This window comes from Streptomyces griseoaurantiacus (genome assembly GCF_036189845.1).
Taxonomy (GTDB): domain Bacteria; phylum Actinomycetota; class Actinomycetes; order Streptomycetales; family Streptomycetaceae; genus Streptomyces; species Streptomyces griseoaurantiacus.
This window is the reverse complement of record NZ_CP108326.1, coordinates 273,867-292,796: the sequence shown is the minus strand read 5'-3', so window position 1 is coordinate 292,796 and position 18,930 is coordinate 273,867. Positions and strand designations below refer to the sequence as shown.

General features: G+C 72.8%; 16 protein-coding genes. 9 read left to right on the top strand and 7 right to left on the bottom strand.

The genetic code is table 11. The features are described 5' to 3' along the window. The first annotated feature begins 79 nt into the window (after positions 1-79). Entirely contained in the window at positions 80-1,531 is a 1,452-nt protein-coding gene (locus OHB09_RS01275; RefSeq protein ID WP_006137064.1) for a condensation domain-containing protein, read from the top strand. A gap of 109 nt (positions 1,532-1,640) precedes the next feature. On the opposite strand, the gene OHB09_RS01270 is transcribed toward OHB09_RS01275, so the two are convergent. Then, a complete protein-coding gene (locus OHB09_RS01270; RefSeq protein ID WP_167794620.1) occupies positions 1,641-2,039 on the bottom strand; it encodes a DUF5997 family protein in 399 nt (132 codons plus the stop codon). Positions 2,040-2,098: 59 nt separating this feature from the next. Here OHB09_RS01270 and OHB09_RS01265 point away from each other — a divergent pair, with 59 nt between their 5' ends. Next, positions 2,099-2,929, top strand: coding sequence for a LysR family transcriptional regulator substrate-binding protein (locus OHB09_RS01265; protein WP_328921463.1), 831 nt, complete (start codon positions 2,099-2,101; stop codon positions 2,927-2,929). A gap of 123 nt (positions 2,930-3,052) precedes the next feature. Here the strand turns inward: OHB09_RS01265 and OHB09_RS01260 are convergent, their stop codons facing one another. After that, positions 3,053-3,571 carry a P-loop NTPase family protein gene (locus OHB09_RS01260; protein ID WP_191854216.1) on the bottom strand — a complete coding sequence of 173 codons (519 nt, stop codon included), beginning with the start codon at positions 3,569-3,571 and terminating at the stop codon, positions 3,053-3,055. A 203-nt stretch (positions 3,572-3,774) separates the two neighbouring features. Here OHB09_RS01260 and OHB09_RS01255 point away from each other — a divergent pair, with 203 nt between their 5' ends. Further along, on the top strand, positions 3,775-5,931 hold the full coding sequence (locus OHB09_RS01255; RefSeq protein WP_328921462.1) for a protein kinase domain-containing protein: 2,157 nt from the start codon (positions 3,775-3,777) through the stop codon (positions 5,929-5,931). Positions 5,932-6,002: 71 nt separating this feature from the next. On the opposite strand, the gene OHB09_RS01250 is transcribed toward OHB09_RS01255, so the two are convergent. Next, the gene (locus OHB09_RS01250) at positions 6,003-6,884 is read right to left on the bottom strand and encodes an LLM class F420-dependent oxidoreductase (RefSeq protein WP_191854218.1); all 882 of its coding nucleotides are present in this window, start codon (positions 6,882-6,884) and stop codon (positions 6,003-6,005) included. A 211-nt stretch (positions 6,885-7,095) separates the two neighbouring features. On the opposite strand from OHB09_RS01250, the gene OHB09_RS01245 reads away from it, so the two are divergent. From OHB09_RS01245 to OHB09_RS01235, 3 genes are all read left to right on the top strand, one after another. Beyond that, positions 7,096-7,326 (top strand): hypervirulence associated TUDOR domain-containing protein, encoded by a 231-nt coding sequence (locus OHB09_RS01245; protein ID WP_006137071.1) that lies wholly within the window; start codon positions 7,096-7,098, stop codon positions 7,324-7,326. A 7-nt stretch (positions 7,327-7,333) separates the two neighbouring features. Beyond that, a complete protein-coding gene (locus OHB09_RS01240; RefSeq protein ID WP_006137072.1) occupies positions 7,334-7,666 on the top strand; it encodes a DUF3140 domain-containing protein in 333 nt (110 codons plus the stop codon). 194 nt (positions 7,667-7,860) lie between these two features. After that, positions 7,861-10,032, top strand: coding sequence for an MMPL family transporter (locus OHB09_RS01235; RefSeq protein ID WP_191854219.1), 2,172 nt, complete (start codon positions 7,861-7,863; stop codon positions 10,030-10,032). Positions 10,033-10,127: 95 nt separating this feature from the next. On the opposite strand, the gene OHB09_RS01230 is transcribed toward OHB09_RS01235, so the two are convergent. From OHB09_RS01230 to OHB09_RS01215, 4 genes are all read right to left on the bottom strand, one after another. Next, a complete protein-coding gene (locus tag OHB09_RS01230) occupies positions 10,128-11,003 on the bottom strand; it encodes an ATP-binding cassette domain-containing protein (protein ID WP_328921461.1) in 876 nt (291 codons plus the stop codon). Positions 11,004-11,316: 313 nt separating this feature from the next. Beyond that, a complete protein-coding gene (locus tag OHB09_RS01225; RefSeq protein WP_213088541.1) occupies positions 11,317-12,015 on the bottom strand; it encodes a hypothetical protein in 699 nt (232 codons plus the stop codon). Between the two features lie 281 nt (positions 12,016-12,296). Then, complete coding sequence (locus OHB09_RS01220; protein WP_006137080.1) at positions 12,297-12,731, bottom strand: response regulator; 435 nt, start codon at positions 12,729-12,731, stop codon at positions 12,297-12,299. Positions 12,732-12,733: 2 nt separating this feature from the next. Next, the gene (locus tag OHB09_RS01215; protein WP_050811023.1) at positions 12,734-13,102 is read right to left on the bottom strand and encodes a hypothetical protein; all 369 of its coding nucleotides are present in this window, start codon (positions 13,100-13,102) and stop codon (positions 12,734-12,736) included. A 125-nt stretch (positions 13,103-13,227) separates the two neighbouring features. Here OHB09_RS01215 and OHB09_RS01210 point away from each other — a divergent pair, with 125 nt between their 5' ends. The 3 genes from OHB09_RS01210 (at position 13,228) to OHB09_RS01200 (ending at position 18,853) form a co-directional block, all read left to right on the top strand. Next, entirely contained in the window at positions 13,228-14,808 is a 1,581-nt protein-coding gene (locus OHB09_RS01210; RefSeq protein ID WP_319117437.1) for a sensor histidine kinase, read from the top strand. Further along, entirely contained in the window at positions 14,805-16,037 is a 1,233-nt protein-coding gene (locus tag OHB09_RS01205; protein ID WP_191854221.1) for a SpoIIE family protein phosphatase, read from the top strand. Before OHB09_RS01210 ends, OHB09_RS01205 begins: the two co-directional genes overlap by 4 nt. A gap of 278 nt (positions 16,038-16,315) precedes the next feature. Continuing rightward, positions 16,316-18,853 (top strand): discoidin domain-containing protein, encoded by a 2,538-nt coding sequence (locus tag OHB09_RS01200; RefSeq protein ID WP_328921460.1) that lies wholly within the window; start codon positions 16,316-16,318, stop codon positions 18,851-18,853. The last annotated feature ends 77 nt before the right edge of the window (positions 18,854-18,930 follow it).

Sequence of the window (18,930 nt, the reverse complement as noted above, 5' to 3'; positions counted from 1 at the left end):
CGGGCCCGCAACCGCGCGGGTCAATCACTCGTTGGGCTGAGGTGACCACCCTGTGGCGTGAACGGAGAGCCCCTTGCGCATGACCGACATCCAGCATTGCGAGATCCGTCCCGGACGGCTCGTGGAGTGGGCGCTGCACCCGGAGACCGTCGAAGCCGCCGCAGCCCTTCCGGAGGACGCCCGTCCGCCGGCCTACGTCCAGGAGTCGCACGTACGGACGGCGCGTGCGGTGCGCGAGGACGGCCTGTTCGTACCGACCTGGACGGGCACCGCCTTCGACCTGCCCGGCCCGGTCGACCTCGACGCGTTGCAGCGGGCACTGCGGGCCTGGACCCAGCGCCACGAGACCCTGCGCAGCGGCTTCCGCTGGATCGGCGACGAGATGCGGCGGTTCACCCTCGAGGCGGACGCCGTACGCCTGCGCCGCGAGGACACCGGCGACTTCCCCGACGCCGCCGTGCTCACCCGGCACCTGGAGAGCCGTTTCGACGCGGCGGCGGACGCGCTCGTCTGGCCCAACTTCCTGTACGCGGCGGTGCTCCGGCCGGACGGCGCGAGCCTCTACCTGGCGTTCGACCACAGCAACGTCGACGCGTACTCGATCTACCGCATCCCCGCCGAGATCCACGAGCTGTACGCGGCGGACCGCGCGGGCACCACCGTCCCGGAGCCGCCCGTCTCCAGCTACGTCGACTTCTGCGCCCTGGAACGCAGCAACGCCGACCGCATCGACGACACCCACGCGATCGTCTCCCGCTGGCGGGAGTTCGTCGCCCAGTGCGAGGGCCGGCTGCCCAACTTCCCCGTCGACCTCGGCCTCGAACCCGGCGGACCGCTGCCCGAGCAGCGGCTGATGCGCGACATACTCGTCGACGACGCGGACGCGGCCGGTTTCGAGGCGTACTGCCGGCCCTACGGCGGGAGCCTCGTGGGCCTCCTCGCCGCCACCGCCCTCCTCGTCCACGAGATCGGCGGGAGTCCGGTGTACCGCACGGTCGTGCCCTTCCACACCCGGGCGAAGTCGCAGTGGCGGGACTCGGTCGGCTGGTACGTGGGCGGCGCGCCGATCGAGGTGCCGGTCGCGCGGGCACCGGACTTCGACAGCGTGCTGGCGATGGTCCGGGCCGAGCTGCGCAAGAATCGCGCCCTGTCGTGGATGCCATTGGCCCGCGTCCTGCAGCTGCTGGGCGACGACTTCCGGCCCACGTCACCGGACCGGTACTCGATCGTCTCCTTCGTCGACACCCGCGGCTTCCCCGGCTCCGAGCGCTGGCGGGAGATGCGCGCCCACGGCCTGATCCGCGTCTCCTACGGCGACCAGGTGTGCGCCTGGATCTCCCGTTTCCACGACGGCCTGCAGTTCGCCGCGCGCTACCCGGACACCGACATCGCGCGCAAGAACATGCGGCGCTACGCCGAGGGGCTGCGGGAACACATCGTGGCGGTGGCGCGGGAGGGCGCCGGGGGACCGCGGCTCAGCAGGCAGCGGACGAAGCCGCTGGGCACGGCCTGGCCGGCCGCGTCCGCCTAGCCGGCACGGTCCGGGGGCCGGGCGGGGCCGGGGCGACCCGGCCCCGGGAGCCGTGTGGGCCCACCCGGGGTGTGACGGACGCGCGCCGTTCACCGGCCCGGCGCCGCGATCAGGAGTCGGACGTGCGCTCCCCGCGCTCCTCGGCGCGGGCCTTGAGGCGGGCCGCCTCGCGGCGGACCTCCGCCTGGGTCGCCCGCTCCTTCTCCAGCCACTCGGGCCGCTCGGCCTTCAGCGCCTCGATCCGCTCGGTCGTGAGGGCCTCCGTGACGCCGCCCCGCGCCAGACCCGCGATGGAGACGCCCAGCTTGGAGGCCACCACGGGGCGCGGGTGCGGGCCCTCGGTCCGCAGCGTCCGCAGCCACTCGGGCGGGTCGGCCTGGAGCGCGTCGAGCTCGGCGCGCGTGACGAGGCCCTCCTGGAACTCCGCGGGGGTGGCGGGGAGGTACACACCCAGCTTCTTCGCCGCGGTGGCGGGCTTCATCGTCTGGGTGGACTGGTGCGACTTCATGCCCTCCAGACTATCGGCCCCCCACCGGGCTCCCGACCACGGTGGGTAACCTGGCGGGCGTGACAGGCTCGGAAGAAGTACCTCCCGCGTTCCGCCTCGCCTACGTTCCGGGGGTGACCCCCGCGAAGTGGGCGCGGATCTGGGCCGAGCGACTGCCCGGCACCCCGCTCACCCTCCTCCAGGTGCCCGCGGCCGAAGCCCCGGGCCTGCTGCGCGAGGGCGCCGCCGAAGCGGGCTTCGTGCGGCTCCCGGTGGACCGCGAGGTGTTCAGCGCGATCCCCCTCTACCCGGAGACGACGGTCGTGGTCGTCCCCAAGGACCACCTCGTCACGGCTGCCGAGGAGGTGACCCTGGAGGACCTCGCCGACGAGGTCGTCCTCCATCCGCTCGACGACGTCCTCGGCTGGGAACGGCCGCCGGGCGAGCCCGCCTTCGAGCGCCCCGCCACCACCGAGGACGCCGTCGAACTGGTGGCGGCCAACGTGGGCGTCCTCGTCGTCCCGCAGTCCCTGGCCCGGCTGTACCACCGCCGGGACCTCACCTACCGCACGGTCGTCGACGCCCCGCGCTCCGAGGTAGCCCTGTGCTGGCCCGAGGAGTCCGCCCACGACCTCGTCGAGGACCTGATCGGCATCGTCCGCGGCCGCACCGTCAACAGCACCCGGGGCCGTCCCCGCGCGCAGGCGGAGGAGCAGCGCGGGGCCGGGGCGAAGCGGACCGCACGAGGCAAGCCCGCCGCGGGCGCGACCACGTCCGGCGGCGCCGGGAAAGCGGGCGGGGCGAGGACCGGCGGTGCCAAGGCGGGCGGCGGAAGGGGGAAGTCCGGCGGGGGTGCTCGCACCGGCCGGACCGGCGGAGGCAAGCGCGGCGGCCGGCCCCGCCGCGGCTGAGGCGCCCCGCCCACCTTGGCCCGGCCACCACGCCCCGCCCGCCTCGCGACTCGCGCGTCACCAGCCGTCTGCGCATGGCCGGTGGCCTACGGTCCGGCCCGGGTGTGCGGACCGGGCCGCGCGTCACAGCGTGCGCAGCCACTCCGCCGCCCTCGCGGGCCGGGTGAAGCGGTGCGTGCGCAGGGGGGAGAAGCGCGGGTCGCCGGTGCGCCGTTCGATCTCCTGCCGGCGGCCCGCGTGCTGCGCCCACGCCCACCAGGCGGGGTGCTCGTGGCTGAACCAGCCCGCCAGGGTCTCCCGGTTGCCGCCGAAGACCGGCTCGCGGGTGAGAGTGCGGCGCAGGGACCGGCGCAGCACGCGCGGCATGACGACCCGCCGGGAGTAGTCGAGCCACAGCACCGTGTCGGCCCGCTCCCAGAGCAGGTCGCGGACCTCCGCGGAGCCGATCGAGTCGATGATCCAGCGCGGTCCCGCGGTCAGCGCGGACACCTCTTCGACCAGTTTCCCGTTCACCGCCCAGCCGGGGCCGGTGTAGTACAGCGCGTCCATCTCGTGGTACGGCACGTCCAGACGCCGGCCCACCGCACGGGCGAGCGTCGACTTGCCCGCGCCCGTGCTCCCCACCACCAGTACGCGTTCCATGGCGCCCACCCTATGAGCAGGCAACACCCGCCTCACGCACACCACTTGCCGAGGGCCCGCGCACGCGGTGGCCGGGTTCCGCGCGCGGGGACCGGCCACGGCCGCGGGCGCCCGCGGGCAGGCACTAGTCTGATGCCGCCGCACAGACGCGTGGTGCGCCTGTGGCACATGCGGCGACAGCGCAAGGGGAGAGGCGAACGGCGATGCCGTCGAGCACCGGGGAATCGGAGTCCGTCGAGTCACTCGGCGGCTATGAGCTCGTCGAGCGGCTCGGCAGCGGCGGCACGGGTGTCGTGCACCTGGGACGCTCGGCCTCGGGGCGGCTCGTCGCCGTCAAGGTCGTGCACGCCCCGTACGCGGAGGACGAGGAGTTCCGGGCCCGGTTCCGGCAGGAGGTCGCGGCCGTCCGCCGGGTGAGCGGGGCCTTCACCGCGCCCGTGGTGGACGCCGATCCCGAGGCCGCGCAGCCGTGGATGGCCACGCTGTACGTGCCGGGACCCACCCTCGCCGAGCTCGTGTCCGAGGACGGCCCCCTCGGTGGGCGGGCGCTGCGGAACCTGGCGACGGGGCTCGTCGAGGCACTGCGGGACATCCACCGGGCCGGTGTGGTGCACCGGAACCTCAAGCCCGGCAACGTGCTCATGGCCGAGGACGGGCCGCGCGTCATCGACTTCGGCATCTCCCGCGCCGCCGACGACCGGGCCCTCACCGTGACCGGACGGCTCATCGGCGCCCCGCCGTTCATGTCTCCGGAGCAGTTCGCCTCGCCCCGCGAGGTGACCGCCGCCTCGGACGTGTTCTCGCTGGGCTCGCTGCTGGTGTACGCGGCCACGGGCAGGGGGCCCTTCGACGCCGACAGCCCGTACCCGACGGGCTATCAGGTCATGCACGAGCAGCCCGACCTCGAAGGGGTGGCCGAGCCGCTGCGGACCCTCGCCGAGCGCTGCCTGGCCAAGGACCCGGCCTCCCGGCCCACGCTCGCGGAACTGCACGAGCTGTTCCGGTCACTGCCGGACACCCCCGAGCCCCCCGGCGCCCCGGGCGGGGCGCCGTCCGCGGCCGGCCCTGGTGGACCGCGCCGCCGGGTGCGCCGTCTCGCCGTGCTCGGCGCCGCCCTGGTGATCGCCGTGGCGGGTACGGCCGCGTACGCGCTGTCGTCCCGTTCGGGGGAGGGCGACCGGACGCCCCTCGCCTCCGCGAGCCACCGGCCCGCCGTGCTGCCCACCGGCTTCCAGCCCTGGCGGACCGGGCTCAGCCGCCGCGTGGCACACGAGCCCACCTCCCACGACGTGGACGCCGTGAACGCCGGCTGCGTCTCCGACGGCACCGCGCTGTACTGCGCGGGCACCGGCTTCACGGTCGCCCGCGTCGACGCCGCCTCGGGCCGCGTCGGCTGGTGGTACGGAGGAAACACCGAGGCCGCCGAACGCCCCCTCGGCGTACGCGGCGGCATCGTGTACACCTACGAACAGCCCCACGGAACCGCGGTCCACGCGCCCCGGAGACTGCTCGCCCTCGACGCCGCCACCGGCAAGCGGGTCTGGAGCCGCGAGATCGACGCGAGCCACCCCGCCGCCCTGTTCAACGGCGGCGTGCTCGCGGTGGCGCACAACTCCTCGGACCTGGTCGCCCTGGACCCGAAGACGGGCGAGCAGCGGTGGCGCACCGCGGGGAAGTCCTCCGTCGGCACCGAGTGCGGCCCCCTGGCGCCGGGCGGCGCCCCCTACGCCCTCTGCACCGACGCCCAGCATCCCGCCAAGGGGCCGGCGGCCCTGCTGCACCTGAACCCGGCCGACGGCACCGCGCGGGAACTGACCCACCTCTCGCAGCGGGCGGTGCCGCTCGGTGCCGTCAGCGCACAGCCCCTGTTCGCGCTGCGCAAGCACCTGGACGCCGGGCCGGAGGGCGGGCGGGACGAGGAGTACGAGGGCCTGATCCGGATCGACCCGATCAGCGGCGCCCTCATCCGCGTCCGTCTCCCCGACATCCCGCGCGGTACGCCCACCCTCCTCAACGGCATCGTGTACTTCGTGCGCCCCGACGGCACGGTCACCGCCTACTCGGCCAACGGACCGCGCCTTTGGCAGCGCGACACCGAGGTCGAGGACCTGTCGGTCCCCGCCCGGTCGGCGGGGCCCGACGCGCTCTACCTCGCAGGCCGCCACGGCCGCCTGGTCGCCCTGGACCGCGAGACCGGCGACGTCCGCTGGACCACGGACAAGCTGCCCGGTCTCGGCACCCCGGCCGGGAACACGGTGCCGAGCGTGCTCACGGTGAAGGACGCGCTCGTCGCGGTGGTGGGGGACACGGCCTTCTCCGCCGACCCGGACCACCCCACGCGGGCCCCTGCCGCCCGCTGACCACGGGGCCGGGGCTCACGGGCCGGACCCGGCGGGTGGCGCACCCCTTCGAGGGCGGCCCGGTCCGGGACTCAGCCGAGCAGCGCGCCCGCCAGGCGGCGCCACTCCGCCCGCGGCAGTCCGGCGAGCGGGTCCTCGGTGACGGCCTGGAGCGCGACATGGTCGGCGCCGGCCGCGAAGAACTCCTCCGTCTTGCGGACGACGGCCTTCTCGTCGCCGAGCGCGAACACCGCGTCCACCAGGCGGTCGCTGCCGCCCTCGCGCACGTCGTCCTCGGTGAAGCCCGAACGCAGCAGGTTGCCCGTGTAGTTGGGCAGCGCCAGATAACGGCCCAGGTACGCGCGGGCGGTGGCGCGGGCACGGTCGAGATCCGTGTCCAGGACGACCTTCAGCTCCGGCGCGAGGAGCGGCCCGGGACCCAGCGCCTCCCGCGCGTGCGCCGTGTGCTCGGCGGTGACCAGGTACGGGTGCGCCCCGGCGGCCCGGTCGCGGGCCAGCTCCAGCATCCGCGGGCCCAGCGCCGCGAGCACGCGCCGGTCGGCCGGAACCGGCTCGGCGGCCCCGTCCAGCCCCGTCAGGAAGTCCCGCATCGCCGAGTACGGCCGCGCGTACCGCGGGGCGATCGCGCTGTGGCTCACCCCGAGCCCGAGGAGGAAGCGCCCGGGATGCGCGCGCTCGACCTCGGCGCGCTGCGCGGCCACATCGGCCGCCGTGTGCTCCCAGATGCTCAGGATGCCGGTCGCCACGGTGAGGCGGCGGGTCGCCGCGAGGACCCGCGCCGCGTACCCGACGGACGGGTTCGCGCCCAGCCAGAGCGTGCCGAAGCCCAGTTCGTCGAGCTCGGCGGCGGCCTCGTCGTAGGCGCCCGTGTACGCCGAGCCGTCGCCCCCGAGCGCGCTGCTCCACGCACCGCTCCACACGCCGATCCTGCCGATGCCGTCACGCTGTGCCATGGGGCTCTCTTCGTGTCGGGGGCCGTCCGTGTGCCGCGCCACCGCCCCGCCGGCGTCGCGGCCGAAGGGGCGGCACGCCCGCCCCTTCACTTCCGCAACCCCCGGGTCCCCCGATTTCTGCCCGGGACGCCGCGGGTGCGCGCGGGCCCGAACGCCCTCAGCCTGGAGGGCGGGGCCGGGCGGGACCGGCACCGAGCAAGGGAGCAAGGACATGGCGAAGAGCGGCGACCAGGACAAGAAGCTGAAGAAGGGTGACGAGGTCACCTGGAAGAGCCACGGCGGCGAGGCCGAGGGCACGGTGGAGAAGAAGATCACCGAGCGCACCGAGGCGGCCGGACGCACGGTCGACGCCTCCTCCGAGGAGCCGCAGTACCAGGTGCGCAGCGAGAAGTCCGGCGGATCCGCGGTGCACAAGCCGTCCGCGCTCAAGAAGAAGAAGTGAAGCGGCCGTGGACGACACGGAGCGTGAGGAGAGCGGCAAGGAGTTCCACGAGCTGGTGAACATGAAGCCGGCCGAGCTGGAGAAGTGGCTCTCCTCCGAGGCCTCGCGCAGCGCGGGCCGGCACGAGGACGGCGGCGAGTCCACCGGGCACGCCTCCGGCCGCCGGATCGTGGAACTGCTGCGCGCCAAGAAGGGCGAGCTGTCCGACGGGGACTACCAGCACATGCGCAAGGTCGTCGGCTACATCCGCCGCCACCTCGCGCAGCGGCCCGAGGGCGATGTGCGGGACACCCGCTGGAGACACTCGCTGATGAACTGGGGACACGACCCCCTGGCCTGACCGCCCGGCATCCCTCGCTGTACCGGCGGGTACCCGGCGGTATGCCGACGGGGTGCGGTGACTAGGATCGGTGGCTCAAGTCAACCGATCGACCGGCAACGGGGTGAGTGCCGTACGTGCCGGTCGGGGTCGCCGATGCCAGGGACCGCTCCCCGGGCTGCGGTGATCTTCCTGCCGCTGGGAGGACCTTCCGCATGTTCCGAAGCATTGGGAACACCGTCGTCCGACATCCCGTCTGGACGATCGTGGCATGGCTGATCGCGGCGGTGGCGATCGTGGCCACCGCGCCGAGCCTGCCCTCGAACAGCGACGAGAGCAGCTTCCTGCCCAAGAGCTACGAGTCGATCAAGGCCGCCGAGCTCCAGGAGAGGGCGTTCCCCAGCGCCTTCACCCCGTCCGCGATCGCGCTCTACCAGCGCACGGACGGAGGCAAGCTGACCGCGGACGACCGCAAGGACGTCGGCCGCATCACCTCCGAGCTGGGCAAGAAGCACATCGACCAGGTCCAGAAGGTCGTCCCCGGCCAGCCGTCCAAGGACGGCAAATACACCATGACCCTGGTCCAGATGGACAGCAAGAAGGCCGGACAGCCCGAGCAGGCCGACGCCGCCAAGGAGCTCCGCGACGCGGTCAAGGCCCTGACCAAGGGCACCGACCTCGAGGCCAGACTGGGCGGCTCCGCCGCGCAGGCCCTCGACCAGCAGGACTCCTCCAAGCGGGGCGAGGCGCTGATCGGCATCGGCACCTTCGTCATCATCCTGGTGACCCTGCTGATCATCTTCCGGGCGCCGATCCTCGCCGTGCTGCCACTGATCCTGATAGGCGTGGTGTCCGCGATCGCCAACGGGCTCATCGCGTACGCCACCAAACTGTTCGACCTGCAGGCCAACAGCTCCGTCTCCTCGATCCTCATCGTCGTGCTGTTCGGCGTCGGCACCGACTACTTCCTGTTCCTGATGTTCCGCTACCGCGAGCGCCTGCGTGCCGGTGACGAACCCAAGCAGGCCATGGTCAACGCCGTCGCCCGGGTCGGCGAGGCCATCGCCTCGGCCGCCGGGGCGGTCATCATCGCCTTCCTCGCCCTGGTGCTCTCCACCCTCGGCTTCCTCAAGCAGATGGGCCCGGCGCTCGCCATCGCGGTCGCGGTCACCCTGGTCGCGGGGCTGACGCTGATCCCGGCCGTCGTCTCCCTCATCGGGCCGAAGGTCTTCTGGCCGTCCAAGTCCTGGCAACGCGAGCCGGAGAACGCCCGCTTCGCCGCGCTCGGCCGCGGGGTGCGCCGCCGTCCCGGGCTGACCGCCGCACTCTCCGGCCTGGTCCTGGTCGTGCTGTCCCTCGGCACGCTCGGCTTCAACGCCACGTTCGACCTGGCCTCGGGCTCCATGCCCAAGACCAAGGAGTCCATGGTCGTCCAGGACGAGATGCAGAAGGCGTACTCGGCGGGTGCGGCCGCGCCCACCGACGTCTACCTCTCCCGCGAGGACGGCAAGCCGCTGGACAAGGCCTCCTTCGACGCGTACGCGAAGAAGCTCGGCGCCGTGGACGGCGTCAACAGTGCCCGCATGACCCAGGTCAGCGAGGACGGCGCCACCGCCGACTTCACCGTCACCCTCAAGTACGACGCCGCCGCGGACAAGGCGATCGACACCGTCGGCGACGTGCGCGACGTAGCGCACTCGGCCGCCCCCGAGGGCACCAGCGCGCTCGTCGGCGGCATGTCCTCGATCTACAAGGACATCGACACCGCGGTCAACCACGACTACCGGACGGTGTTCCCGGTCGCGGCGCTGCTCATCATGGTGATCCTCGGACTGCTGCTGCGCAGTGTCGTCGCGCCCTGGTACCTGATGGCCTCCGTGGGGCTGGGCTTCGGCGCCACGCTCGGCGCCACCGTGTTGATCTTCCAGAACGGCCAGGGCCACTCGGGGCTGATGTTCATGCTCCCGGTGATCATGTACCTCTTCGTCGTTGCCATCGGCACCGACTACAACATCCTCATGATCGCCCGGCTGCGCGAGGAGGCCCGCGAGGGCCGCGATCCGCGCGAGGCCGCGGGCATGGCACTGCGGTACGCCGGGCCGACCGTGGCCGCGGCCGGATTCATCCTGGCGGCCACCTTCGCCACGATGATGCTCGCGGGCAACGCGCTGCTCACGGAGATGGGCTTCGCGGTGTCCTTCGGCATCGCGATCGCCGCGTTCGTGATGTCGATGTTCTTCACCCCGAGCCTCACCGCGCTCATCGGCCACGCCGCATGGTGGCCGGGCCACGGCGACCGGAGTGAGGCCGAGCCGGACACCGCCACCGCGGCGGCCGGTGAGGAGCGGACCGCGGTGACCCCCGACCCGTCGGGACACGGCCACTGATCCTCCCCGCCCGCACCGCACGGCGGCCCGCTCCCTCCCGGAGCGGGCCGCCGTGCGGCGTACGGGGGTGAGGGACTCGGCACCGCGCGGGCCCCTCAGATCCTGCTCGCCGTCGACGTGCCGGCGGACAGCCGCCGGGCGGCGTGGCCGGGGAGCACCGACAGCAGGACCAGGACGGCGGCCACCACGCTGACCACGGGGGCCTGCTGGGGGCGGGTCATGTTGTCGTAGATCCACAGGGGCAGGGTCTGCACGCCCGGCCCCGCGGTGAACGTGGTGACCACGATCTCGTCGAAGGAGAGGGCGAACGCGAGCAGTGCGCCCGCCGGCAGCGCCGGGCGCAGCTGCGGAAAGGTGACGTCCAGGAAGGCGCGGAAGGTGTGCGCCCCGAGGTCCATGGCCGCCGCCTCCTGGGAGGCGGTGGTACGGCGCAGCCGGGCGGCGACGTTGTCGAAGACCACGACGACGCAGAACGTGGCGTGACCGACGACGGTGAACAACCCGAGCCCCACCCCGAGCGGCTGAAGGACCGTCCCGAACGCCGAGCGGTTCGTCCAGGAGCAGCACCCGCGGTCGGCCGACGAGGGCGCGGGCGAGCGCGACGTGCTGCGCTGACCGCCGGCCAGCTGCGCGGGGCGCCGCCGCCCGTGGTCAGCGAGCCGCACCGCGGCGAGCGCCTCCCCGGTGCGGCGCACCCGATCGGCGCGGGCCGCCTCGCGCACCCTGAGCCCGTAGGCGACGCTCTGCTCCACCGTCATGTGCGGAAACAGGGCGTAGTCCTGGAAGACGGTGTGCACCTCGCGCGCGAAGGGCGCCAGGTCGGTGACGTCCCGCCCGGCGAGTTCGATCCGGCCCTCGTCGGGCTGTTCGAACCCCGCGATCAGCCGCAGCAGCGTGGTCTCGCCCGAGCCGGACGGCCCGAGCAGGGAGAAGAACTCGCCGTCCCCGATCCCCAGGTCGACCCCGGCCACCGCGGCCGTGTGCCCGAAGGGCTTCCGTACCTCCCGCGGCCGAGTCGCATGCCGCTCCATGGTCCGCAGCCCTTCCAGGCGCCCGCCGGGTCGAGTCGTGAGGATGGGAACGTCCGGTTGGTGCCGCAGGACCGCCGTGTGCTGCCCGCGTGACGATCGTGTGCCCGGTCTCCGGTCCCTCCGTGCCCCGTGGGCGGCCGGAGTCGGCGAAGGGGCGGGTGTGGCGCCGGGCCGGCGGTCTCTGCGAGGGGGTGGCCCGCCGGGGCCCGGCGCGGCCGGCCTGCCGTGGGATGGGCCGCGGCCGGCGGCGCAGTCACTGAGCGGGCTGCTTCTCCTGCTCCGGGGCGCCCGACTCGGCGGTGACGGCGGTGTAGAAGACGGAGGAACCCTGCTTGGAGCGGTGCGCCCGGTCCTTGGCCACCAGCGCCTCCAGGGTGTTGCGCACGACGGTCGTCTTGACGGCCCGCTCGGGGTGGAGCTTGTCCAGCGCCGCGGCGATCTCGGCGGCGGAACGCGGCTCGGTCTGCCCGGTCAGGTGGTCCCGGACCAGGGTGACGAGCGTGGGGGCGGACTTCTCCGCCTTCTGGGCACCGGTGTTCTTCGCCGGCGTCTTGGCGCGCGCCTTGGACGGTGCCTTCTTCGCGGCGCTCCTGGAGGTGCTCGTGCGGGCGGCGGGCTTGTCGGTCGGCTTCGCTGCGGACTTCTCCGCCTTCCTGGCCGGGGCCTTGGCCGGCTTCCCCGAGGCCGCACCGGACTTCTTGCGCGGCGCGGGCACCGGTGCGCCGGGGGTGACCGCGGGCGCGGGCGCGGTGGCCGCGGGTGTGAGGCCGAGGGCCTCGCGGAGGTTCACCAGCACCGCGTGGTCCTGCCGCAGCGCGGTCAACTGCTCCTGCAAAGCGGCGATTTCCGCTCCGATGCGTTCCTGTTCCTTGGCGTTGCGCTCCAGATCCTCGGCCACCTGAGCCGTGTACTGCGAGGTCAACCCGGGCGCCGTAGTGGTGCTTTCAGACATGTATTCCTCCGACTTCCCTGCGCGTGCGCACCTCGGGCGGGCATGGTGTGCGCACTGTGCGATATCAAATGCCGGTGCTCTTACCCCCGGTGTGCCGGGGGCGACACCGATTACTGCTGCACAGCAGTGTGGCAGTGATACTACGGAAGTGGGATGTGTGGCGCGCTTTTCCCCATGTCCGAGAAAGGCCCGCACACATGTCCGGGGAGGTGCCCCGGAGGGTGTGCGGGCCTTGTGCGCGGGAGCCGCGCGGGGGTGAGGGGGACGGACGTCCCCCGCGATCAGTGCCGCGGCGGCTTCGCCGCCACGTCCAGGTAGAAGGCGTCGATGCTGCGCACGGCCTCCTCGAACTCCGCGAGGTTCACCGGCTTGGTGACATACGCGTTGGCGTGCTGGCGGTAGGCGCCCGCCACGTCGTCCGGGGCCGAGGAGGTGGTGAGCACCACGATGGGGATGGTGCGCAGCTCGGGGTCCTCCTTGACGATGGAGAGGAACTCGCGTCCGTTCATGCGCGGCATGTTGAGGTCCAGCACGATGAGGTCCGGCCGCGGGTTGGCGGGGTCGCGCAGGTGGTCGAGGGCCGCCATGCCGTCCTCGACCTGGGTGAGGTGGCGGGCACCACGCTCGGCCAGGGCGTCCTGGATGAGCATCGCGTCGGCGAGGTCGTCCTCGACCAGCAGCACGTCGTACGGGTGGGTCGAGGCGGGCGCAATCATGGTTACGAGCTCCGGGTGATGGTGCGGGTGGGGGAATGGGGCATGGCGTTGGTCACAAGCCCCGGCCAACGGCGGCGCGCGCCCTGGCGGCTCATGTTGGAGGCATCGCCGATCTGGGGGTAACCGGCCCCGGCCGCGGCGGCCGCCCGTGCCGCGCCGTACTGGAGATGGTGCACGGCCTGTTCGAGATTGGCCAGTACGTGCAGGCGCGCCAGGGCCCGTGCGCGGTCGGCGCCCGCCTCGTCCTCCGGACCGGGCTGGGGACGCAGCACCCGGTCGGCGAGGGTGTGGACGAGGCGGTCCGCGGCATCGGTGACCAGAGCTGAGGTCTCCGCCTGACTCATGCGGGGGGAGAAGGGGGTGCCGGTCATGACGTCACTGTAAGCGGCCGGGGTGCCCTTCGACAACAAGCGTTGTCGTCCGACCGGTACAGTTGCCCTGCCGTACATTCGACACGGCATGTGAGTGACGGTGTTCGGCTGAGGGAGCGGTAGGCGTGAGGGACGAGCGGGCGGCACGGGCCGGTGTCACGGTGTCCGGATGGACGACCCGGCGCTGGCTGCGGGTCGGAGTCGGGGCGACCCTGGCGGTGCTGGCCGTCCTCGGCGGACTCGGCACCTGGAGCATGGCCCGTGCCTCGGACCTCACCAGCCAGGTCGTGGACACCAACTCCCCGGCGCTGATCTCCGCGGTGCGGCTGGAGGCCGCCCTGGTCAACCAGGAGACCGGCGTCCGCGGCTACGGCCTCGCGGGCCAGCGGGACTTCCTCGCCCCCTACAACCAGGGCGTCGCCGACGAGAAGGCCGCGCTGAGCCGGCTCAGGCCGCTGATCCGGGACGACGAGACGGCCCGCAAGGACCTCGCCGACGTCGAGCGGCTCGCCGATCAGTGGCAGCGGCGGATCGCCCACCCGGTGGCCGCCGCGCCCGCCGGGTCCGCGGTGCCCCTGGCCACGGAGCGCGCGGACGAGGGGAAGCGGACCTTCGACTCGCTTCGCAGCGCCCTGGACCGGCAGCAGACCCACCTCCAGGACAGCCGTGAGGCCGCGAGCGAGGACCTCGCCCGGGCGATCACCCTGCGCAACTGGGTGTTCACGGCGATCGCGTTGAGCATCCTCGTCGTCGCCGCGCTGATCTTCGAGGGACTGCGCCGGGGCGTGACCGCTCCGCTGACCCGGATCGCCACCTCGGCCCGGGAGGTCGCCAAGGGCGGCTTCGACCGGCCGATCGCCGCCGAGGGTCCCGCCGACCTGCGCCGCCTCGGCATGGACGTGGAGGAGATGCGCCGGCGCCTGGTGGCGGAGCTCGCCCACACCGAACGCTCCCGGCAGCAGCTCGACGAGCAGGCGGCCGACCTCAGGCGGTCCAACGCCGAACTGGAGCAGTTCGCCTACGTCGCCTCGCACGACCTCCAGGAGCCCCTGCGCAAGGTCTCCAGCTTCACCCAGCTCCTCCAGCGGCGCTACGGCGAGCAGCTCGACGAGCGCGCCGACCAGTACATCGCCTTCGCCGTCGACGGCGCCAACCGCATGCAGGTGCTCATCAACGACCTGCTGGCCTTCTCCCGTGTGGGCCGGGTGCACAACGAGAGCCGCGAGGTCGACCTCGAGGCACTCGTCGAGCGCACCCTGGGCACCCTCAGCATGGCGGCGGAGGAGACGGGCGCGGAGATCACCCACGACCCGCTGCCCACCGTGCTCGGCGACACCACCCAGCTCGGCATGCTCTGGCAGAACCTGCTCTCCAACGCCCTGAAGTTCCACAGCCCCGAGCGCCCCCCGCGCATCCACATCGAGGCCTGCCAGGACGGCGACACGTGGCACTTCGCCGTGCGCGACAACGGCATCGGCATCGCCCCCGAGTTCCGCGACAAGGTCTTCGTCATCTTCCAGCGCCTGCACACCAAGGACGCCTATCCCGGCACCGGGATCGGCCTGGCCATGTGCAAGAAGGTCGTGGAGTTCCACGGCGGCACCATCGGCATCGACCCCGAGCACGGCCCCGGCACCCGGGTCGTCTTCACGCTCCCCGCGCTGCGGGCCGCGGAGCCGGACACGACCGAGGAGCCGAGCGCGTGACTCCGCTCCCGCCCGGTGTCCGCGACGTCGGGGAACTGCGCATCCTGCTGGTCGAGGACGACGCGGGCGACGCGCTGCTGGTCGAGGAACTGCTCTTCGACACCGACCTCGCGCACACCCTCGTGCAGTGCCGCAGCATGGCCGAGGCGCGGGCCGAACTCACCGCCCGCCCGGCCGACTGCGTGCTGCTGGATCTGCACCTGCCCGACGTCTCCGGCCTCGAGACCATCGACGCGGTCCGGGGCACCGGCACGGAGGCGGCGGTCATCGTCCTGACCGGCCTGGCCGAGTCCCACGCCGGGGTCGAGGCACTCGCCGCGGGCGCGCAGGACTACCTCGTCAAGGGCAAGGTCGATCCCGAACTGCTGCAGCGCGCGGTCCGCTACGCCGTCCAGCGCAAGCAGTCCGAACTCGCCGGGGTCGCCCTGCACGAGGGCCGGCTGCGCGCCCAGGAGAACGCGCGCCTGGAACGCGGTCTGCTGCCCCTGCCGTTGCTCAGATCACCCCGCGTGACCACCACCACCCGGTACTTCCCCGGCCGTGAACAGGCCCTCCTCGGCGGCGACTTCCTGGACGTCGTACAGACCGAGGACGGCCTCGTGCACGCCGTCGTCGGCGACGTCAGCGGCCATGGACCCGACGCGGCGGCCCTCGGCGTCTGTCTGCGCATCGCCTGGCGCGCGCTGACCCTCGGCGGTCACCGCGGGCACGGACTGCTGCACCTGCTGGAGCAGATCCACCTGGCCGAACGCACCCACAACGACCTGTTCACCACCTGCACCCTCCTCACCGCCGACCTGGTCGCGGGCACCGCCACCATCCACCTGGCGGGTCACCACGAGCCCCTGCTGCTCGACCGGGACGGCCCCCAGGTGGTGAAGGCCGCCCACGGCCTTGCCCTCGGCATCCTCCCCGGCACCGAGCACTGGCCCGCCACCACCGTCACCCTGCCCCCCGCCGGCGCCCTGCTCGTCTACACCGACGGCCTCATCGAGGGCTACGCCGACGGCGGCGCCGTGGAGGCGGACGGCACCGACGAAGCGGGGCACGCGGCGGAGCGGCTGGGCACGGAGGGGCTGCTGCGCATCCTCGCCCGGACCTCCGAGTCCGATCCCGGCTCCCACCTGGACCGCCTGATCAGCACCGTGCGCACGCTCAACGCCGACCGGCACACCGACGACATCGCCGTCCTCCGCCTGGACTGGCAGCCTCCGGGGCCGACCGGCTGATCGGGGCGGGCCGGTAGCCACCGGGTGAGGGGAGCGCCGCGCGGGAAACGCACGAACGGCGCCGTCCGCAGGAGGAGTTGGCCAGGGACGGCCGGCGCGGTGGCGGAAAAAGTTCCCGTGTCGCGAGGCTTCCCCCGCGCTCCGGTCATCAGTTAAATCAAGACGTGAACTAAGCGAACGGGGCAGCGTCCGCGCGCCTTTGGCGTGCCCTTTCGCGCAACGGTCCGCGGGTGCCCCGATCCGCGGACGACCCCACCCACCCCACCGCAGGGACATCGATGAGACTCAGAGTCCTGGGTGTCGTGCTCGCCGCCGCGGCGGCGCTCGTCACCCTTCCCGCACACGCCTCGGCCGCCGCGGCCGAGACCCCGCTCTCCCAGGGCAGAACGGCCACCTCCTCCTCCGAGGAGACCGGCACCCTCAGCGCCGGCAACGCGGTCGACGGCGACACCGCCACCCGCTGGTCCTCCGCCGCCACCGACAGCCAGTGGCTGCGCGTCGACCTCGGCGCCACCGCCACCGTCAGCAAGGTCGTCCTCGACTGGGAGGCCGCCTACGGCAAGGACTACAAGGTCCAGATCTCCGCCGACGGAAGTTCCTGGAGCGACCTGAAGTCCGTCACCGGCGGCGACGGCGGCACCGACACCCTCGACGTCTCCGGGCAGGGGCGCTACGTCCGGATGCTCGGCGTCCACCGCGCGACCCAATGGGGCTACTCCCTCTGGGAGTTCCAGGTCTTCGGCACCACCGGCGGCTCCTCGGCCGGCTGCGACACGGCCAACGCCGCCAAGGGCCGTCCCGCCTCCGCCTCCACCACGGAGAACGCGGCCGGTCCCGCCTCCGCCGCCTTCGACGGCGACACCACCACCCGCTGGTCCAGCCAGTTCGCCGACCCGCAGTGGATCCAGGTCGACCTCGGCGCCGTCCGTGACCTGTGCAAGGTGGACCTCGACTGGGAGGCCGCCTACGGCAAGGACTTCCAGATCCAGTCCTCGACCGACGGCACGAACTGGAGCACCCTGCGCGCCGTCACCGGCGCCACCGGTGGCAAGGCCTCCTACGACGTCAGCGGCTCGGGCCGCTACGTCCGGATCAACGGCACGGCCCGCGGCACCGCCTACGGCTACTCCCTGTGGGAGGTCGCCGTCCACACCGGCACCACCGGCACCCCACCCGTCGAGGGCGGCGGCGACCTCGGCCCGAACGTGATCGTGGTCGACCCCTCGACCCCGAACCTGCAGCAGAAGTTCGACCAGGTCTTCGCCCAGCAGGAGCGGGCGCAGTTCGGCACCGGCCGCTACCAGTTCCTGCTCAAGCCGGGCACGTACAACGGCATCAACGCCCAACTCGGCTTCTACACCTCGATCTCCGGTCTGGGCCTCGACCCCGACGACACGCAGATCAACGGGGACATCACGGTCGACGCCGGCTGGTTCGACGGCAACGCCACCCAGAACTTCTGGCGTTCGGCGGAGAACCTCGCCCTCACGCCGTCCAACGGCACCGACCGCTGGGCCGTCGCCCAGGCCGCGCCGTTCCGCCGCATCCACGTCAAGGGCGGCCTCAACCTGGCCCCCAACGGCTACGGCTGGGCCTCCGGCGGCTACATCGCCGACTCGAAGATCGACGGCACCGTGGGCCCGTACTCCCAGCAGCAGTGGTACACCCGCGACAGCTCGGTGGGCGGCTGGACCAACGGCGTGTGGAACATGACGTTCACCGGGGTCCAGGGCGCGCCCGCGACGAACTTCGACAGCGGCCCGTACACCACGCTCGACACCACCCCCGTCTCCCGTGAGAAGCCCTTCCTCTACCAGTCCGGCGGCGCCTACAAGGTGTTCGTGCCCGCCAAGCGCACAGGAGCCCGGGGCGTGTCCTGGCCGGCCGACGCGGGCACCTCGCTCCCGCTCGACCGTTTCTACGTGGTCAAGCCCGGCGCCACCGCCGCCACCATCAACCAGGCCCTCGACCAGGGCCTCAACCTGCTGTTCACCCCGGGGGTCTACCACCTCGACCAGACCCTCGACGTGACCCGCGCCGGCACCGTCGTCCTCGGGCTCGGCCTCGCCACCCTCATCCCCGACCACGGGGTGGACGCGATGCACGTGGCGGACGTCGACGGGGTGCGCCTCGCCGGCTTCCTGATCGACGCCGGGGCCACGAACTCCGACACACTGCTGCGGATCGGCCCGGCCGGCTCGAGCGCGGACCACGCCGCCGACCCGACCACCATGCAGGACGTGTTCGTCCGCATCGGCGGCGCGGGACCCGGCCTGGCCACCAACTCGGTCGTCGTCAACAGCGACGACGTCATCATCGACCACACCTGGTTGTGGCGCGCGGACCACGGCGACGGCGTCGGCTGGGACACCAACCGCGCCGACTACGGCCTGCGCGTCAACGGTGACGACGTCCTGGCCACCGGCCTGTTCGTGGAGCACTTCAACAGGTACGACGTGCTCTGGAGCGGTGAGCGGGGGCGCACGATCTTCTTCCAGAACGAGAAGGCGTACGACGTCCCGAACGCCGCCGCCGTCACCCACGACGGGATCGTCGGCTACGCGGCCTACAAGGTCGCCGACTCCGTGACCCAGCACGAGGCGTGGGGCATGGGAAGCTACTGCAACTTCACCTCCGATCCGTCGATCGTCCAGCACCACGGCTTCCAGGTGCCGGTGCGGTCCGGGGTGAAGCTGCACGACATCATGGTCATCTCCCTCGGCGGCAAGGGGCAGTACGCCCACGTCGTCAACGACACCGGGGCGCCCACCTCGGGATCGGACACCATCCCCTCGAAGGTGACGTCGTTCCCCTGACGCCGTTCCCCGGACACCGTTCCCCGAGTGCGAGGGGAGCGTGACCGGACGCACCAGGTGTGCCCCGGGCGGAGCGG

Coding starts and splice junctions, on each gene's coding strand:
- OHB09_RS01220 (WP_006137080.1), bottom strand. CDS start 12,731: ATGATTGCGCCCGCCTCGACCCACCCGTACGACGTGCTGCTGGTCGAG.
- OHB09_RS01245 (WP_006137071.1), top strand. CDS start 7,096: ATGGCGAAGAGCGGCGACCAGGACAAGAAGCTGAAGAAGGGTGACGAG.
- OHB09_RS01250 (WP_191854218.1), bottom strand. CDS start 6,884: ATGGCACAGCGTGACGGCATCGGCAGGATCGGCGTGTGGAGCGGTGCG.
- OHB09_RS01270 (WP_167794620.1), bottom strand. CDS start 2,039: ATGAAGTCGCACCAGTCCACCCAGACGATGAAGCCCGCCACCGCGGCG.
- OHB09_RS01235 (WP_191854219.1), top strand. CDS start 7,861: ATGTTCCGAAGCATTGGGAACACCGTCGTCCGACATCCCGTCTGGACG.
- OHB09_RS01200 (WP_328921460.1), top strand. CDS start 16,316: ATGAGACTCAGAGTCCTGGGTGTCGTGCTCGCCGCCGCGGCGGCGCTC.
- OHB09_RS01215 (WP_050811023.1), bottom strand. CDS start 13,102: ATGACCGGCACCCCCTTCTCCCCCCGCATGAGTCAGGCGGAGACCTCA.
- OHB09_RS01260 (WP_191854216.1), bottom strand. CDS start 3,571: ATGGAACGCGTACTGGTGGTGGGGAGCACGGGCGCGGGCAAGTCGACG.
- OHB09_RS01275 (WP_006137064.1), top strand. CDS start 80: ATGACCGACATCCAGCATTGCGAGATCCGTCCCGGACGGCTCGTGGAG.
- OHB09_RS01255 (WP_328921462.1), top strand. CDS start 3,775: ATGCCGTCGAGCACCGGGGAATCGGAGTCCGTCGAGTCACTCGGCGGC.
- OHB09_RS01225 (WP_213088541.1), bottom strand. CDS start 12,015: ATGTCTGAAAGCACCACTACGGCGCCCGGGTTGACCTCGCAGTACACG.